The organism is Thalassotalea sp. HSM 43 (genome assembly GCF_004752005.1).
Lineage (GTDB): Bacteria > Pseudomonadota > Gammaproteobacteria > Enterobacterales > Alteromonadaceae > Thalassotalea_A.
This window is the reverse complement of sequence record NZ_CP038493.1, coordinates 3,922,754-3,940,238: the sequence shown is the minus strand read 5'-3', so window position 1 is coordinate 3,940,238 and position 17,485 is coordinate 3,922,754. Positions and strand designations below refer to the sequence as shown.

The window sequence follows — 17,485 nt, the reverse complement described above, 5'->3', positions numbered from 1 at the left end:
AAAACAATAAAGGGCAGAGAAAAAACAAAATCCGCTTAACCTAATATTAAGCGGATCTTAGCGTATTAATTTTTAGCGACCTAAACCGGTATTACTCGGTATAGATAACCACTACAGGGTGTTTAAATACGACTTATACGAATGCAGTCGTACCGTAGCGGCGCCAATCACATCGATAAAACCCAAAAATGGGTGCGGCTTTGTCGCACAAATCCAAGCACTACCGGTAGCACCAATAGGGATTGTTTTTCCTTCAGGCTCGAAAATCTCAAGAACCACAGTACGACCATGGGCGGTGGTATTTTTACCAACATGCTGTTTTACACTTTGCTGTTGATTAATTGGTGAAACTGCTGCTTCACCAGTACCAGCATTAAAGCTATGCACGCGGGCTCTAAATACTTCACCAGGGTAAGCATCAACATAAAACTCAGCAAATTGACCTTTTTTAACATAGCGAAATGTTTGGTCAGGGACACGGATTTCCATGAATTTGCGAGAAATATCATACAGCTTCATATTACCGACACGTGAACCATTGGCAATATTGACGATGGCGACTTGTCCATCAAACGGTGCTTTGACCGTTTTTAGCTCCTGTTCAAATGACGCTTTATCAAGATCGGCTTGCAATGATTCTAATTGTGCCAGTGCGATACGTTTGTCCGACTTGGCTTTTTCAATAGCTCGCTGATTAAAGATTTCTGGTTGTTCTTCTGAACGTTGTATATCCCGAGTCATTTGTTTAACAGATTCTTGCTGCTTAATAATCTCCGCTTCAATTGCGGCAACTTCAGACTCACTTTCAGTATCAACTAAGGTGTAAATGACATCACCTTTTTTAACTAACTGGTTATGGTCAACGTGAATTTCGTTAATCTGTTCACCAATTAACGGTGATACCACAGAGTGGGGCGCTTTAATGGTACTTGAGTTGGTCATATCAACCGGCGCCCATAAGCGCGACATATAAAACAAAAGCGCTAATATAAATGCACCAACGGAGACTATCCAAAAGGCGTTGCGCATGGTCCATTTAATGGCACCTGTCGATATCAATATCCACATCAATAAAACATAAGGGATCATTATTTCTTTCATTGCCGTGCTCCTTAATTATTTGCCGTTGCTTTAGCGTCGTCACTGCGACGAGCAGCGCTGAAATCGGAAAGACCATTACGGATAATGCGAGCGATTGAATCAGTAATGTGACTCCAATTTGCAAAGGCAATAATAATCGCCACTACCCACCAGGCTTTATGTAAGAACAAGCCACACAGCGACAACGCAAATACCAATTGAATTTGCGTGCTTTTTTGCTCCTGTGCTTTATGAACAGCGACTTCATGAATCTGCCAGAACAGGTAGGCAACAAACAATATAAAGGCAATGGTAACGGCAAATAAATAACCGCTAAACATTTCATGTTGGAAAAACATCATCATTGCATCATTCGGCGTACTGCTAAACAACGACATATCGATGTCTTTGGAGTTAATCTTGCCTAAAGGCGCAAGAAAATAGGCTCCAACGAGCATAATGGCGATAAACATCAGAAATTTAATTAATACCTTACCGATAATAAAAATAACAGATGCTATTTTTTTCAGTAGTTTCATTTACTTACTCTCTCATTAAAAACAAAACTGTTTTAACTCTAGGTTTTTCACTGTCTGAAATGATGCGTTTATATTTTAGTTTTCGCCGCTAGTGTAAAAAAACCGAGAGTGTTCTCGAGTAATTGGTATTTAATTCGTCATTTTGTAGCAAATAATGACCGATTAACTAACATTATTGTTAGGGCTTAGGACGTTGACGCGGCTTATAACGATGAAGACTCCATGTTACTTTTATCGAAGTGTCTTAATTAAAAACCTCTATGAAATGGCTATTTTAGAGTTTGACCTTAAAAAGTCATACTTTGATATACCTTACGATGTGATAAGCAAACCACATAAGTTGGTGCCTTTGCCCGACATTGAACATTTCTATCGTCAACTTGCTGACTGTAAAAAAGCCGACAAACAAGATCCCATGCTGATGTTGGCACAAAAATATAACGTCATTCCACTTGGGCATTTAAAAAATTGGTTACTCAGTGGTCAAGACGTGTCAATGAGCATTATGCGCCTGGCCAATATGCTCAAACTTATTCAATCCAATGCACAATCGCAAGTAGTGATTGTTAAAGACCAAATCGGTTGGCGTATTCACATCAAAGGCGTCGCCATTGACGTTATTCAATATGAATCGGTGCGTGCTGCCATTGGCATGCTTAATATACTTAGGTATTTTTTCGGCGAAAGTTTTACCCCAAACAAACTCTGTTTATCCGGTTATTGTCATGAACGAGACGAGAAGCAATACAGAGATTTATTTCAGTGTGATATTCAATGGCATCAACCCAGAACCGAAATATGGTTTAACCGAGCAATGGCATTTTCAAAGTCATCGGTTGTTTTCGAGGACAGCTATAGAAATTACCAGATGGGAGTTGACGACTTAGATAGGTATTTTAATATGCCAGACCCACTCAACAAGGTGCAGGGGATCATCTCAACCATAGCTTACCAACGTCACTATCGCTTGCCTCGATTGGTCGATGTCGCGCAAAAATGGGGATGGTCAGATCAACAACTAAGCCGATTTTTACGTGATAAACAAGTTTCTTTTACCCAATTACGTTCGCTTGTTTTAGCTAATGAGGCTATTACCATGCTGCAAAAAGGCATAGACATCGAGCAAGTTCGTCATCGTTTAGGCTATGAAAATCAAGTCAGTTTTACCAATATGTTTAAAAGCATGAAGGGCATGACGCCAAAACAATATCAACAGCGCTTTGTTAGCGAGCGCTAAAACAATGTCTCTAAAATAAGTAGCTTATCAGCAGTCCATTCGCGGTGTATTCATTAGGGGTAGGCTTAGGTTTGGTTTTGGGCTTAGGTTTGGGTTTGGGTTTGGTTTTGGAGTTTAAGGCTCAAGGCTTACTATTCAGGGCTTAGCGTTCAAGGTAAAAACTAAACATAAAAAAGCCCGGTGTATTCACCAGGCTTTAATAATTTGGTCGGGATAACAAGATTCGAACTTGTGACCTCACGTCCCCCAGACGCACGCGCTACCAGACTGCGCTATACCCCGAACTGCATCGTTAGCGAACTAACCAATTCAATGTTAATCAAACCAAACGGTTTTGCAACCGCTTTTTAATGAGCCACGGCTTAACCGGCTAATAATTATACTAATTGCCTTGCTGCTGCGGTTCGACCTTGTTCATTTCACTAAACAGGTTTAATTGGTTTACGCCATCGATCAACATCGGAAAATCACTGTCTTCACTGATGATGGTATCTAGGGTTGTCGAATAACTTTCAAAGTTTCCTTGTTGATCGACAATGATGTTTTTGTCTTTCTTAACGACCAATAAGCCGTCATCGACGGTATTAGCAAACACCCGATCATCTCGAACACGAAAGACGTTGGTGCCGTTGCCGTATTGCTTATACGGTGTGCGACACTGGAACCAGTAGCGCAGTAACGTTGTTGGTATATCCATATTGGCGGTTAAACCAGTGATCGTGTCAGCGGACATTCTTGGCCAAATTAGCAAAGACGGCTTGGCAGAGACCACTTGCGTTTCTTTTTGATTACCCAATGATGTGATCCAAATAACGTCTTTTTGCTGTTTTTGTTTTTGCGCTAACAATAGGGCATTCACAAACAACTCATATTGATAGTCACTGGTTTCTTGAAAGTAAAACACATGCAGGCCTTTATCGAGGCCATTTAATCTTTCAGCAAACACAAACGGGGATATATCGCTGTGCTCTTCGGTGTTATCAAACTTGTCGCGCAACCATTGCGGTATGGTGTTGGGTTCACTTGAGTCATTTATTAACGTTAATGACGACAAAATCTCACTAGCCTGCAATTGTTGCATCAGCATTGGCGTCGCATCTTGTTCTTGCATGTCATTTAAATATAAGGTTGGTAAGCTAAATAACATATTAAACCAAGCGTCATGTTGGTTGGCGTTATCGACATGATTTAGCAGACGCGCACCGCGCATTGAAGACAGTTCATCGAACTGATTGATTTGTCTACTCGATAAATTTGAGTCGTTTAGTATCAGAAATACCGAATAATCCCGCGGTTGCAGCGCCTTACATTGTTGCTCAAGCATTGGGTAGCTAGGTGCACCATTAGCCAACTTAAATGGGCTATTTTTGCGTTGCACGTAATCACCGCGATTAAACAGTCCATATTTGGTTAATAACGTTTTCGCTGTCGACGGATACGACAATGGCAGCATATTATCTTGGCGCAACACGTTATAATCGAGTTTGGCATCCGCATAAATATGGATAACATGGCTGGTGACAAAACATGCTAATAAGACGCTGATAATCACCTTCGGGTAACGTCGTTGCTGCAGTTCACGTAAATGCTTCCATGCATAGTTACTCATAATCAATTCAAACGCTAATATCGCCACAAACGCTGAGATGGCGATACCACTAAACGATAAGGTCTTTTCAGTAAATCGGTCTTTCACCAATTCAATGATCTGCGAACTCGATGAAAAGTTAAGGTGATAGCCTAACTGTTGATAGGTAAAACCATCGAGTAATAACAAGGTTAATACAATGGTAAAAATAACCGAGGCTGCGCCGCGAATAAATCGCGTGACCGGATATAACAAGGTCAGCGGAAAAACCGTAAGTACAAAGGTGATAAAGGTTAAGAACGCCATATGACTCACCCAAGTGGTGATCATATAAAGCTTGCTTATACCGGTTTCAGGAACTCCTTCGGCATCAAGAAAAATAAAGGCAATCAAGATGGCTGCAGCAATATTAAAAAACGTAAACCAATGCGCCCAGCTAATTAGGTGCAATAATCGCTTACTGTATGGGGATTTTTGTTTGTTAACCATATAATTGATTGCCGATTTTTGTTATTTTACTGCTTGGTCGATTGTTCTAGCGCTTTGCTGAAGTTTTTCGCGATAGCGAGGCGTTGCTGTTCAGGAATTTGATTGTTGATAATAGTTGATAGCGCATTGCCTAAGCACATAAGTGCTAAATCGGTAGACGCTTCTTCTTTAACAAGAACATCAATGAGATTTTGAACAATTTTTTCTACACGTTCATTAGAATATTTCGATACAATAGGCATTATTTTAAAAGAATCCTGTTATTTGGCGTTAAGGCAAAGTTTAGCAGCGTAAATTGCCAATACTTCACTTTGGCCAAATTAGCTAAAAATGAATTAGTTTTTAGTTTATCAAAAGCTTACGGAAGATAAAACAAACCAAACATTATGAGTTTAATTATAACCAATATTGATCTGCATTACCTGACTAAAGCAGAAAACTCAGCAGAAGTAAAAATTACTTCCAATAAAGGCCTCATTGAAGTTAATGAGAAGATTAACGCCTTTATGGAAAATCTGCATTCGACCTACAACAGCAAAGGCAGTAAATCCTTTGGTGGTTTCAAACAAGGGCCAGAGGTTGATAATGCGCAATCATTTATGAAATTGCTGCAAGATTATCTCGATGACCAGGAACAGTTTGTGCCGTTTTCTAACCAAGCGGTAATGCGTTTAAAGTTAGAATTAGAGAAGTATGAACTTGCTGAAACTGGCTATTTAGTGACATGTCATTATGAAATGCTCGGTGGACGTTATTTGTTTGTCTGTCTATTGCCTGTGTCAGAGCACTATTACGTTGACGGTGAATTGAATATCTCAGCCGATACCCACGTAGACACCTCAAAGATGACCTTAGCCGCTCGTATCGACTTATTTGAATATGAGCAGAACCCACAAGGTAATCGCTATATATCCTTTATTAAGGGACGTGCAGGCCGTAAAGTGGCGGATTTCTTTTTAGACTTTTTAGGCTGTGAAGAAGGCATTGATGCTAAACAGCAATCTCATAACTTGGTCCAAGCGGTTGAAGATTTTGTTAACGTCAATCAATTAAACCCTGAAGAGAAGCAAAATACCCGTAAAGAATTGCTGTCTTATTGTAAAGAACAGAATCAATTAGGCCAGGAAGTAAAACTTAAAGAGCTATCAGAGGTTATCCCTGTAGAGGATAACGGTGAAAAGTTCTTCGAATTTTGCCAGCAAAATGATTATGAACTTGAAGAAAGCTTTCCGCACGAACAAGCCGTGATTAATAAAGTCACAAAATACTCAGGCTATGGCGCTGGTATCAGTGTCAGCTTTGAACGTTCTCACTTTGGTAGCGACGTTCGTTATAATCCCGAAAAAGGTACACTTACAATTTATAAAGTACCACCAAATCTCAAAGAACAACTGCTAAAATTAATCGAAGATCACAATAAAGCACAAGATGCTGTCTCAGATGACAGTAATACAGCCGCTACTGCGCCATCTGATAGTGCTCCATTTTAGTGGTAACAACTCGAACATCGTAAATTATTTTGTCAACTAATGAGACCTTTATGACCCAGACATTAACCATTACTCGCCCAGACGATTGGCACGTTCACCTAAGAGATGGTGAAGCGTTAAAAGATACCGTACGCGATATTAGTCGCTATTTTGGCCGTGCTATCATCATGCCAAACTTGGTACCTCCAGTAATGAATGCTGAACAAGCGCAAGCGTACTACGATAGAATCCAAGCGCAAAATCACTCGGCTCAGTTCGAACCACTAATGGTTCTGTATCTAACAGACAACACCACAGCTGATGACATTAAACAAGCCAAAGCAAGTGGTATTGTACATGCTGCTAAGCTATACCCAGCCGGGGCTACAACGAATTCATCATCCGGTGTAACCGATGTGAAAAACATTTACTCTGTCATCGAAGCCATGCAAGAAGTCGACATGCCGTTGTTGATTCATGGTGAAGTGACCGATAACCACATCGATATCTTTGACCGTGAGAAAGAGTATATTGATACCATTTTAACGCCGTTGGTAAGCGACTTCCCTAATTTGAGAGTCGTGTTAGAGCACATTACCACCAAAGATGCAGTCGAGTTTGTACAAGCTGCTGGTACTAACATTGCTGCGACCATCACCGCGCACCATTTATTGTATAATCGCAATCACATGTTGGCTGGTGGCATTCGCCCACACTTTTACTGCTTACCTATTTTAAAAAGAAACATTCACCAGGATGCATTAGTTCGCGCGGCAACCAGTGGTAGTGCTAAGTTCTTTTTAGGTACGGATTCTGCGCCACACACTAAAGATAAAAAAGAAGCCGCCTGTGGTTGTGCCGGTGCGTATACCGCACACGCCGCTGTCGAACTTTACGCAGAAGTATTTGACGCCGAAGGGGCGTTAGATAAGCTTGAAGCGTTTGCCAGCTTCAACGGCCCAGACTTTTATAAAATGCCACGCCATAGCGATACCATCACCTTAGTTAAAGAAGATTGGTCCGTTCCAGAAACGATGCCATTTGGCGGCGATAAGGTTGTACCTATTCGCGGTGGTGAAACCATTCAGTGGCAAGTGAAATAGGGCACCTAGATGAAAAATATGCAACTGTTCGTCAATGATCTTACGGTAATCGACTTTTCTTATCTGTGTGAATCACGCGGTGTTGTCGGCGAAAGCTGGATTGTTGACGTATTGTTGTCCGGTGATCTTAATGCCGAAAGCATGGTGTTAGACTTTGGCATCGTCAAAAAGCAAATTAAAGCGATTATTGACGAGAGTGTTGACCACAAATTGGTGCTACCTGGCGAGAGTAAGCAATTAAGCATTAGCAAATCGCCACGGAGCGGCCACTTGTATGTGGATTTCAATCTCACTGACAATGCCATGTTCTTACAATCACCGGCACAGGCTTTTGCGGTAATAGATACCCCTAAAATTGATGAGGAGTCAGTTACGCGTTACCTAGAAGGAGTTATAAAACAACAGCTTCCAGAGAACGTTCAGGGTATTCAATTAACCTTGCGAGCAGAGCATATTGATGGTGATTACTATCATTACACCCATGGTTTGAAGAAACATGACGGTAATTGTCAACGAATTGCCCATGGTCATCGTTCAAAAATAACCATTTTTCAGGACGGTCAACACAGTAAAGATCTTGAGCAATATTGGAGTCAGCGATGGCATGATATTTATTTGGCGAGTGACTCCGATCAGGTTGCTGTTGAGCAAATCGAACTATCTGATTTTGCTAAACAAAATTTAAGACCCGATCATCAATATTTTTGTTACTACGCGCCGCAAGGAAGATTTGACATTGCTGTCAGAAAAGGCACACTGGAAATAGTAGATTGTGATTCAACGGTTGAGTTACTAGCAGATTACATCGCCAGACAGTTAAAACAGCAAGCACCAGAGCATTCATTTAAAGTAGTCGCGTACGAAGGTGTCGGAAAAGGAGCAATAGCAAGTGCGTAAAACAACATTTAACAAGTTACTTGGTAAAACCATTGTAGCCAGTGTCCTGTCATTAGCGTTTGCAGGCAGTGTCGCAGCCAAAGTAGATTTACGATTGGAAGGCGACATTATTCAAGGTGGTCTGATCGTCGGTCAAACCAGTGAAGGTAATCAAGTTTTTATTGATAATGACCCATTGAAGGTGTCTCGTCATGGCTTGTTTGCCTTTGGCTTTTCACGTGACGATAGCAAAACCCATGAGTTAAAGGTTGTTGCTGCAGATGGTGAAGAGTATAAACAGTACCTTACGCCGAAAAAGCGCGAATATAATATTCAAAAAATCGAAGGCATCGATAAGAAAATCATGGAGCCTAGTGCGGATGCGTTAAAGCGTATTAAACAAGACGGCATTAAGATTCGCGCCGCTCGTGCGATAGCCTCAGATAATATTGATTTTGCCCACGGTTTTAAAGCGCCAGCGACAGGTCAAATTACCGGTGTATATGGTAGCCAACGTATCTACAATGGCGTCCCTAAAAACCCACACTATGGTTTAGATTATGCGGGCCCTAAAGGTACGGCAGTACAAGCACCCGCGGCAGGTATCGTCACCTTATGGGTGCCGGATATGTTTTACTCTGGTGGCACTTTAGTTATCGATCATGGTCACGGCATTACCTCAACATTCTTGCATTTAAGTGCCAGTAAAGTCGATATTGGTGATAGGGTGAAACAAGGTCAGGATGTTGCAGAGATTGGTTCAACAGGGCGCTCAACTGGGCCGCACCTAGATTGGCGTGTAAACTGGCATAATGTCAGACTCGATCCTGCATTAGCGTTAAAAATACCAAACTTTGAGACGTTTAAAGCGAAAAGCGAAGAAACCACTGAATAAGGTTTATTCATCGCAAGTTGAATGTAAAAAAGCCGGTTTATGCCGGCTTTTTATATTTTATACATCGCGTATTTGCTTTATTTACTCTCGATAACCCGCTTCTTACCAGATTTAGCACGTTCTTGATGATCCGATTGAACATAGACTCTATCCGTGGTGCCCATGCTGGCATGGCCAAGCTCATCAGCCATATGTTTTAACGGTCTCGAATCGATGTCCATCGACGCACCAGTGTGACGCAGCCAGTGAGTAGTGGCTTCTTTGAGTGTTTGTGCTTCCTCTTTAAAACCATTACGAATCATATCGTTATAAGCATTATCAAAGGCTTGTTGAACAATACGGCGTAACTGCCGTGAGGTCATGCCACCAGAGCCTTTAAGTTTATGAACGAGGGGATCTGTTTCACTTGATAACGGATAACCGCTCAGTCCACGGGTTGCACGATAACGCTCGAGATAAGGCAAAAATGAATCTGGAACGGTCACATCGCGTTGTTTAGCACCTTTACCAAACACCTTGAACCAATGGTTTTTATCACTATCTTGCCAAAAATGGCCCATAACAGGTACCCAATTATTGCGTTCTGATAACTCGGAAACCCGTAAATACAGGGTCTTTAAACAGGCAATAATAAATAGGGTGCGTTCGTGATCAACGTTTTCACTGGCCATTTTAATGGTGCTTTCGAGGATAAAATCCCATTGCAATGAAGACAATCGTTTTACTTCGGTAAATGAGCTGTTTTTGATCACATAGGGACAGTCTTTTTTTACCGAGGCGATGGCATTGCCAAAGGCGTAATCTTCGGTAACCAGGTAGTCATAATAAACGTTTAACGTTGAAAAGGTTGCTTTAAGAGCGTCCTGTGAACACTGATAATTCTGCTTTTTCTTTTTGAAATCAATGTCATCATTGCGCTGTGACTTAGGGATTTTAATGGTAAATGGGCGCCAGCTGTCATTTGTCGAACGAACACCGTTACGATTATCAAAACGGCGATAAACGTTATCTGAAATCCAATCAACAGGTGGCTTGTGAATAAAATCAATGTAAGACTCTAAGTCGCGACGCTTAAGTTGCACCACAGATTTTTTCGCAATCAACCAGGACCACAAGAGAAATTTTTCAGTCTCTCCGCGAAACAAGTTATAGGTTGCTTCATTACGACGTCCTTTAGATTGCAAAAATTCTTTTGTGTACTTGTAATCGTCAATGGCATCATCAACAGGTACAGAGCGAACGAACAATTCAACACTTGGGTTGTCATCACTGAACAATTGATTTTTATGAAGCTGCTGAAAATAACGATGCGAATCAAACAAAGGTTCGGCAACGAAGTTAGTTGAGGGCTTATTCGCGCTGGTTTTGGCAGGCGTTGTTTTTGTATTTGCCATAGTATTTAACTTTTGCGTTTAACTTATTCTTATGAGTAACTTAGCTAATAGCATTTTATGACCAAGCGGTGCGCTACGTGAAAAGTATTCGCCAATGAGTAACTGAGTAAGCGAAAACTAAATCTCACGCATAGTATTATCTATCGCAATTTATCAAAGTGCATTTCATTACAGCGTTAAGATAAACACTAAATGAATACAGTCACTAACTTAGTCACTGGCATGATAACGTGCATAAGGAAACAAGGTCTAAATAGCATCAACCAATAACAAACTGGTTATACGCCATGATATAAGGCTTTACCTTATATGTCCACTAATTAACATTAACGGACATTTGATAAGGTAAGCGTTGCCCCTGTTTATGTCCTTATATAAGTTCTTGAACAAGACTTTATCTTAGCCATAGCCTATTTGTGTATATAACGAGTACGCTATTCTTAGAAAATGACTTAACACTAACTGACATTGTGATTTGCTATTAACTTAGTCGTTTGGCCTAATTATATCTATATCTCTAACTCTATCTGTGTGTTCGCTACGTTAATTTCTCGGGTAATGACAAGCAAAACCGCTCTATTTTTTACGTAGCGCATACAAAAAAACGCGTTATTTTAAGTCGAAAGCCACGGAAACTCTGGGCTCTGAGCCGGTAAATGGTATGGTTGAATGCCACACATAAGATGGAAATAACGTCAAAATCCCTACTTCTGGCTGCAAATAGCGTTCAAAATCGAGTTTTTGTTGCATATCGCTGTTTAATTGCAATCCAGGCTTACCAACCGCGAAACAACCTTGATGATCATTTGCGTCGTTCACCGATTCAGGTACCGCCACATAATAAGCACTTGAGTACCATCCTTTAGGATGAACATGACTACGGTGAAATCCACCTTGTTCAATCCAAATTGACCACGCCGTGGCAAAATCAAAATCTTGACGATAAAATTGTCTAACCGGATGTGATGCCGCTAACGAGTCAATGAGCGTTGTATTTAATACGGATTTTGCGGTGTTTTTTAAATAACGACGTAAATCGGCTATGATTGGCTGATCATGTTGAAACAAAAAACCTGGCGTTTGTATGCCTTGATAAACAGACTGCGCCAACGGCTGGTGTTTCATTTGATGGATGTCTTCTAACACCGCCATTAACTCTTGGTTAAAGCTGTCTAGGTTGGCATACTTTGTTTTGTCTATTTCAAGTTCACGTCGAAACACCAATTTATCGTAATCACATAATTGCTGATACGCTGATGAATCTGTCAATCGTAAACAACTGGATTTCAATGCCCAGTAATATTGGTTATTCGGTTGCCAGCTTAATAGCTGTTCAATATGTTTCAGTGCATCCGCTGGCTTATCTGTTGCTAGCAAACTGTCACTGTACAGCTCTTTAATTGCAAGGGATTGCGGATTATTTAGATCAACTCTAGCATCGTTTACGCATTTTAAAACGTCAGCAAATCTGCCTTGGTTCTTATGTATCTGGCACTCACTGTACAATAACTGCGAGGCAAATGACGTGGTCTTTTTATAGTGCTGTAATTGTTGTTCTGCTGCGTTTAAATGACCGCTATTAACGAGTTTATTTAAATGCTCAGCTGCCAGACTGGCGGTAAGTTGGCTTTTCGGTATATTGACGTACGGCAAAAATGGTTGCTCAGCGCCACTTTCAAACGCTAATGACGCATATAAACCTAACAATTTTGCGCTATTCGGTATTACAGACAAGCCTTGTTTGAATACCGCTAATGCTTGCTGATTTAGGCCGTGGTGTAAAAGCCCCAATGCATAGGTTTCGTAGATAAACTCAGCATTCGGTTGCAGTTTTACCGCTTGGTTAAAGGTGTCTAATGCGCTGTCCAACTGGCTATTTCGTAGCAATACGTCACAATATCTATTTAGATAGTAAATGTCGTTTTTATTGAGCACTTTGGATAAAATAGATAACGATTGTTGAACGTCATTTAGCTGTAAATAGCAATCTGCGAGTGCCATCCTGGCTTTATCAAAATCCGATTTTAACGCTAAAACCCGTTGCAAAGCATCAATAGCAGCACGCCAATTAGTATCTTGTTTAAGACATAAGCCCATATTGAAGTGGTATTGAAATACCTTATCGTTAAGGGCAATGGCTTTTTCAAAATGCTGCTTAGCAAGTTGCAACTGCCCTTCTTTCTTATACAAATCGCCGACGATATTGTGAACTGCATCAGCATTATCATTTAATGCTAGGGCGTCGAGTAGTCGAGATTTCGCAGCTGTTTCATCACCATGTTGCAACAACGCAATGCCATGCGCTTTTATCAATTCAAAGTGTTGAACATTAAGTGTTTGCAGTTGTGAGAAAAGTTGCAGTGCCTGAGGAATCTGTCCCTGACGCATTGCTTGGATGGCTTGGTTAGCTATGTTTTTGATATTATTATTCATTTTAAATTAACGCTCGGTTACCCGAGCGCTATACTGCTAGTAAAATAATGACGTTTTTTGGCTGTTCTACTGGCGTCAATTGTTGCCGCTATATCTAGTATTTAGTGTCTACGGTTTAGTGCTTATGGCTTAGTATTTAAGGTTTAGTCAGGGCTGGTCGCCACTGTAACCAGTCTGGATCTACCGTTTCATTAAGCTTAAACGCCTGCCCAGACTCCACTGTGCCATTACCATTGTCGTCTGACTCTGGTGTCGCAAAACCTATACCACCTGATAGTATCGTATCTACGCTCTCTGTGGTAACTTTTACCCCAGAAAAAACACCAGCATCAATATCAATACCACTGGCATTGTAAAACTTAGAACCGCGGCGTACTAAGTGGGAAAAATCATCGGCAATATTAGCATAGATCACCACCCCTGTAGCGTCTTGATTAAGCTCGATACCCAATACTTTACCAACTTGCATTTGTCGATAATAAACGGGGTTACCTGGGTTTAACGAACCGCGTCTACTTGCCGTTAAGGTTAGGTTTAATCCTGACGGCAAGTTTGTTATCGCAGGTTCATAGGTCAGGCCGGCAAAGTTAGTTTGCTTGTCACCTGAGCCCGGTATGACTTTAATGAAGTTACCAATGAAATAAGCGATTGGATCTTTAACATTAGCGACACTGACAGACGGTTCCGCAAACCAAAATTTGGCACCCGATTGAGTTAAGCTTGGGTATTCACTTTTGATCATGGCAGTGACTATTGTCTTGCTTAAATCCTCATTGAGTTCAACATCGGTAACTCGACCAACGACATAGCCGTTAAACTTAACATGGGCGTCGGGCAGTAAATCAATGGCTTGGTCGAATTCAATTTCAACTTCATTGCCCGCGATTGTCATTTCATCGCGTGTTGCATAAAGCGGAAACTGATCTAACTCCTCGGCTTTATCGGTTAAGTCGGCATAATCATTTGAAAAGGCTAAACCGCCTCTTAATATGGCATCCAGACTTTCAGTTTTCATTTTAAGGCCACGCAGATTAGCCGTAGCATTTATGCCACTGGCATTGAAAAAGCGCGTTTTCTTACCAATAAATTTACGATACTTTTCTTCAATGGTAATTGACACTTTAACGCCCAATCCATCGTCACTGTATTCAACCACGTCGACCTGCCCAACAGGCATGGCTTTATAGAAAATCGATGTGCCTCGCTCTATACCAAAGGACTTACTGGCGTATAACTCCAGTTGCAGACCCGGATCTGACGGATCGTTTGCAGGGGCTTCGTGCAACAAGTTATAGTGGGTTTTTGCTTCGCCGTGCCCGGGTTTTACTTGTAAAAAACTACCTTGTAGCAACGCAGAAACGCCCGCTAAATTACCACTCGATAACTTAGGTTCAACAATCCAGATTTTTGTCGACTCTTTAAATAACTCTTTATAGTCACTTTGATAACCTATGGTAAGAACGCTTGAATATAAATCTTTGCCCGGCTGAATTGTTCTGACCTGACCAATTTCCTTATCACCATACTTAATCTTGGTAATGCCTTCGACAAACTCGTACTGATTTGACGCATCAATTGTGATGCTCTCAATGTTTAACGCCTCGGTTAAGTTGCGATTTAGATTAAAATGGTGGCCGTCTTCAACACTTGTACCATTTTCAAAGTTAACGGTATGAAAGGCTACACCACCAGCTAAAATGGCCTGTAATGGCGCCGAACGTATGGTAAATGAGCGCAAAGATCCGTTTACTTCAAAACCACCTTGTTCGTAAAAAACGGATGTCGAATTAACTAAGTGCTCGTATTCTGGTTCTATATGCAAATGCACATTAAAGGTACGTTGGTCATCGTTTAGATAGTGATTTTGGACGGTACCGACTTTAAGGTTTTTATAAAACACCGGCGAGCCAAATGACATTGAATCGACTTTCTCTGCTTTGATGTTAAGGTGCAAGCCTTCTTCATCAAAACTGAGCGGAGGTTCAGTCGGTAGCACGTCAAATTCTCTTGTTGGGTGACCACCGCCTAATCTAAAGGCGACAAATGAGCCGCTAAGTAACCTATCGACATTGGTCACGCCACTTAAACTAATATTGGGCTTAACCAGCCAAAACTGCATTTCAGACAATAAATACGGCTCTAATCGTGGATCCATAATGACTGATGCGGTAACGCCGCCTTGCTCAGAATTGTGAACAAAGTCTTCGACCAGACCAACTTCAACACCTTCGAAAATGACTTTAGTAATACCGGCTTTAATGCCGCTTTCCCGTGGAAAGTTCATAACAACTTTGACGCCAGCACGGGCTGCGTCAAAATCTTCAAACAAAGGATATTCCGTAAAATCGGTAGCGGTAGTTTCTCTATCGCCTGTTTCTGGCGTGTAAAATGCGATACCGCCGCCAACAATTGATGCTAATGATTGGGTTCGAATTTTAAAGCCTGATAAATCACCGGTCATCTCAATACCACTGGCGTTCCAAAATCGAGTATTTAATTTAACAAGGTGCTCATAGTCTTCATCAATCAATACATTTATCTTCAAATACTCTGCATCGTCAGCCAGTTCAAAGCCATACACCTCACCAACTTGGATCTGTTTATAAAATACAGCGCTGCCGTGACCAATAGAGCCTAATTCTTTGGCATGCAATACCACATGTAAGCCTGGGGCATCTTCAGACTCTGGTGGCGGTTCTTTTAATGCTTCGTATACTCTGAGTTGTTTTTCGCCTTCAACGGGCAAAAATTCAAAATAATTACCGGTAATAACCGTATCTAAACCTGAAACACCAGACAGACTGATATCGGGCTTAACCAACCAAAACATGCTATTTTCAGACAGGTAGCGTTTTGCCGTGTTGTTCATTTCAATAGTCACTAACACGGTATTTAAGTCTTCAAGGTCCAGCTCTTTCACTAAACCGACAACAAAGCCTTTGTATCGAACTTCAGTTTTATTGGCGACGATGCCCTCGGCACTGTCGACTTTGACGGTAATATCGACACCGCCTTCTGAAATAGATTTGAACAACAACCAAATACCGATCAAAGCAGCAATAACCGGCAGCAACCATATCGAGGATATGGGCGATTTATTTGAAACTATGGCATTATCTTCGGTCATATCGATTTTTCTTCTTTTGTTGCCTGAGATTCCGGCTTTTCTTGATCCCATAACAGCCTAGGATCAAAACTGTGTGCAGCAAACATGGTCAACACAACCATGATGCCAAACGCTGTTGCACCGGCCCCAGCATTGATTTCTATTACATTACCTATTTCGACTAAGGTCACCATTAAAGACACAACGAATACATCAAGCATAGACCACTTCCCCAATAACTCGATATATCGATATAAATCAGTACGTTGTTGCTTGGTTAAATTGGTTCGATATTTAAGAGAATACAACAAATAAAACAGCCCACCAATTTTAGCTAAAGGCACGATGAAACTGGCAATAAAAACGATCGCGGCAATAGGATACATGCCAAATTTAAGCAGTAAGATAATACCGGACAAAATTGTATCTGGCTGGCCTTTACCGAAATACAGTACAGTCATTATTGGAAAGGTATTGGCTGGTATCGCAGCTATCATTGAACAAATGGTCCACGCCCAACATTTTTGAATCGACTCATTAATACGTTGTTCGACAAAGCTGTCGCAACGGGGACAATAATTGGCGTGCTCAGGTTTGTATTGAAAAACCAAATGACACATTTTGCATTGCGCCATGCCTTTTTCTTTTGCGGTAACTATCTCCGTACTCATCGCACTTGATCCCAAATAAGTTGTTTATCAAGTGTCACTTTTAATGAAATAACACACAGCACCAGTAAGCAATAACACAACAGCCCTAAGTCATACTCTAATTCGGCCATATCTTTTAACTTAAATATCGATACCAAAATGCCAATCAGAAAAACTTCGAGCATCTCCCACGAGTCAGCGTGATTGTAATAGACTAAAAAATGCCGATACCATTCTCGATGCGCCTGATTAAACTTAAATCCTAGGGTAACGATCATAGCCGCCGTTAATTTTACCAACGGCGTTAAAATGCAAAACAGAAAGACAAATATTGCAACGATATGCAGCTCACTTTGCCATAGCGCTTGAATACCGCTCAATAAGCTCGCAGAACTTTCCACAGACAACACTTTCATCGACAATAATGGGTAGGCGGTGGCGGGAATAAAAAGCATCAATCCAGCGAGGCAAATCGCTAAGGTGCTGTTTATTGGATTATGCTTTCTTTCGATAATGGTATGCTTGCACCGCGGGCATTTGGCAACATGACCCTCCTCCAATTCAGTCACCTGAATTAGCGCGTCACATTCTATGCATGCATATTGGGTTTGTCTCATTCAGTTGAA

The 17,485-nt window shown here is 41.1% G+C and carries 14 protein-coding genes and 1 tRNA gene; 5 read left to right on the top strand and 10 right to left on the bottom strand.

What is annotated here, in order from left to right:
• Positions 1-111: 111 nt before the first annotated feature.
• Together E2K93_RS17325 and E2K93_RS17320 are read right to left on the bottom strand one after the other, a co-directional pair.
• Positions 112-1,101, bottom strand: coding sequence for an efflux RND transporter periplasmic adaptor subunit (locus tag E2K93_RS17325; RefSeq protein WP_135440290.1), 990 nt, complete (start codon positions 1,099-1,101; stop codon positions 112-114).
• Between the two features lie 11 nt (positions 1,102-1,112).
• Entirely contained in the window at positions 1,113-1,619 is a 507-nt protein-coding gene (locus E2K93_RS17320) for a magnesium transporter (protein ID WP_135440289.1), read from the bottom strand.
• A 211-nt stretch (positions 1,620-1,830) separates the two neighbouring features.
• Here E2K93_RS17320 and E2K93_RS17315 point away from each other — a divergent pair, with 211 nt between their 5' ends.
• Positions 1,831-2,856, top strand: coding sequence for an AraC family transcriptional regulator (locus E2K93_RS17315; RefSeq protein ID WP_135440288.1), 1,026 nt, complete (start codon positions 1,831-1,833; stop codon positions 2,854-2,856).
• 205 nt (positions 2,857-3,061) lie between these two features.
• Here the strand turns inward: E2K93_RS17315 and E2K93_RS17310 are convergent.
• The 3 genes from E2K93_RS17310 to E2K93_RS17300 form a co-directional block, all read right to left on the bottom strand.
• Positions 3,062-3,138 (bottom strand) — tRNA-Pro (locus tag E2K93_RS17310).
• A gap of 100 nt (positions 3,139-3,238) precedes the next feature.
• Positions 3,239-4,933: a DUF3413 domain-containing protein gene (locus E2K93_RS17305; protein ID WP_135440287.1), complete on the bottom strand. Its 1,695-nt coding sequence runs from the start codon at positions 4,931-4,933 to the stop codon at positions 3,239-3,241.
• Positions 4,934-4,959: 26 nt separating this feature from the next.
• Positions 4,960-5,175 (bottom strand): DUF1414 domain-containing protein, encoded by a 216-nt coding sequence (locus E2K93_RS17300; protein ID WP_135440286.1) that lies wholly within the window; start codon positions 5,173-5,175, stop codon positions 4,960-4,962.
• 144 nt (positions 5,176-5,319) lie between these two features.
• Here E2K93_RS17300 and yejK point away from each other — a divergent pair, with 144 nt between their 5' ends.
• Genes yejK through E2K93_RS17280 form a run of 4 tightly spaced genes read left to right on the top strand, consistent with a single transcriptional unit; the run spans position 5,320 to position 9,276 of the window.
• Positions 5,320-6,423, top strand: coding sequence for a nucleoid-associated protein YejK (gene yejK / locus E2K93_RS17295; protein WP_135440285.1), 1,104 nt, complete (start codon positions 5,320-5,322; stop codon positions 6,421-6,423).
• Positions 6,424-6,473: 50 nt separating this feature from the next.
• A complete protein-coding gene (gene pyrC, locus E2K93_RS17290; RefSeq protein WP_135440284.1) occupies positions 6,474-7,505 on the top strand; it encodes a dihydroorotase in 1,032 nt (343 codons plus the stop codon).
• 18 nt (positions 7,506-7,523) lie between these two features.
• Positions 7,524-8,402, top strand: a complete 879-nt coding sequence (locus tag E2K93_RS17285; protein WP_135440550.1) for a 6-carboxytetrahydropterin synthase — start codon at positions 7,524-7,526, stop codon at positions 8,400-8,402.
• Complete coding sequence (locus E2K93_RS17280) at positions 8,395-9,276, top strand: M23 family metallopeptidase (RefSeq protein WP_228445393.1); 882 nt, start codon at positions 8,395-8,397, stop codon at positions 9,274-9,276. Before E2K93_RS17285 ends, E2K93_RS17280 begins: the two co-directional genes overlap by 8 nt.
• Positions 9,277-9,353: 77 nt before the next feature.
• Here E2K93_RS17280 and E2K93_RS17275 read toward each other — a convergent pair whose 3' ends face one another.
• From E2K93_RS17275 to E2K93_RS17255, 5 genes are all read right to left on the bottom strand, one after another.
• The gene (locus E2K93_RS17275; protein ID WP_135440283.1) at positions 9,354-10,670 is read right to left on the bottom strand and encodes a tyrosine-type recombinase/integrase; all 1,317 of its coding nucleotides are present in this window, start codon (positions 10,668-10,670) and stop codon (positions 9,354-9,356) included.
• A gap of 609 nt (positions 10,671-11,279) precedes the next feature.
• On the bottom strand, positions 11,280-13,103 hold the full coding sequence (locus E2K93_RS17270) for a 2OG-Fe(II) oxygenase family protein (protein WP_135440282.1): 1,824 nt from the start codon (positions 13,101-13,103) through the stop codon (positions 11,280-11,282).
• Between the two features lie 136 nt (positions 13,104-13,239).
• On the bottom strand, positions 13,240-16,230 hold the full coding sequence (locus E2K93_RS17265; protein ID WP_189637808.1) for a PqiB family protein: 2,991 nt from the start codon (positions 16,228-16,230) through the stop codon (positions 13,240-13,242).
• Positions 16,227-16,880, bottom strand: coding sequence for a paraquat-inducible protein A (locus tag E2K93_RS17260; RefSeq protein ID WP_135440280.1), 654 nt, complete (start codon positions 16,878-16,880; stop codon positions 16,227-16,229). Before E2K93_RS17260 ends, E2K93_RS17265 begins: the two co-directional genes overlap by 4 nt.
• Positions 16,877-17,476 (bottom strand): paraquat-inducible protein A, encoded by a 600-nt coding sequence (locus E2K93_RS17255; RefSeq protein WP_135440279.1) that lies wholly within the window; start codon positions 17,474-17,476, stop codon positions 16,877-16,879. The genes E2K93_RS17260 and E2K93_RS17255 overlap by 4 nt, the downstream gene beginning before the upstream one ends.
• Positions 17,477-17,485: the final 9 nt, after the last annotated feature.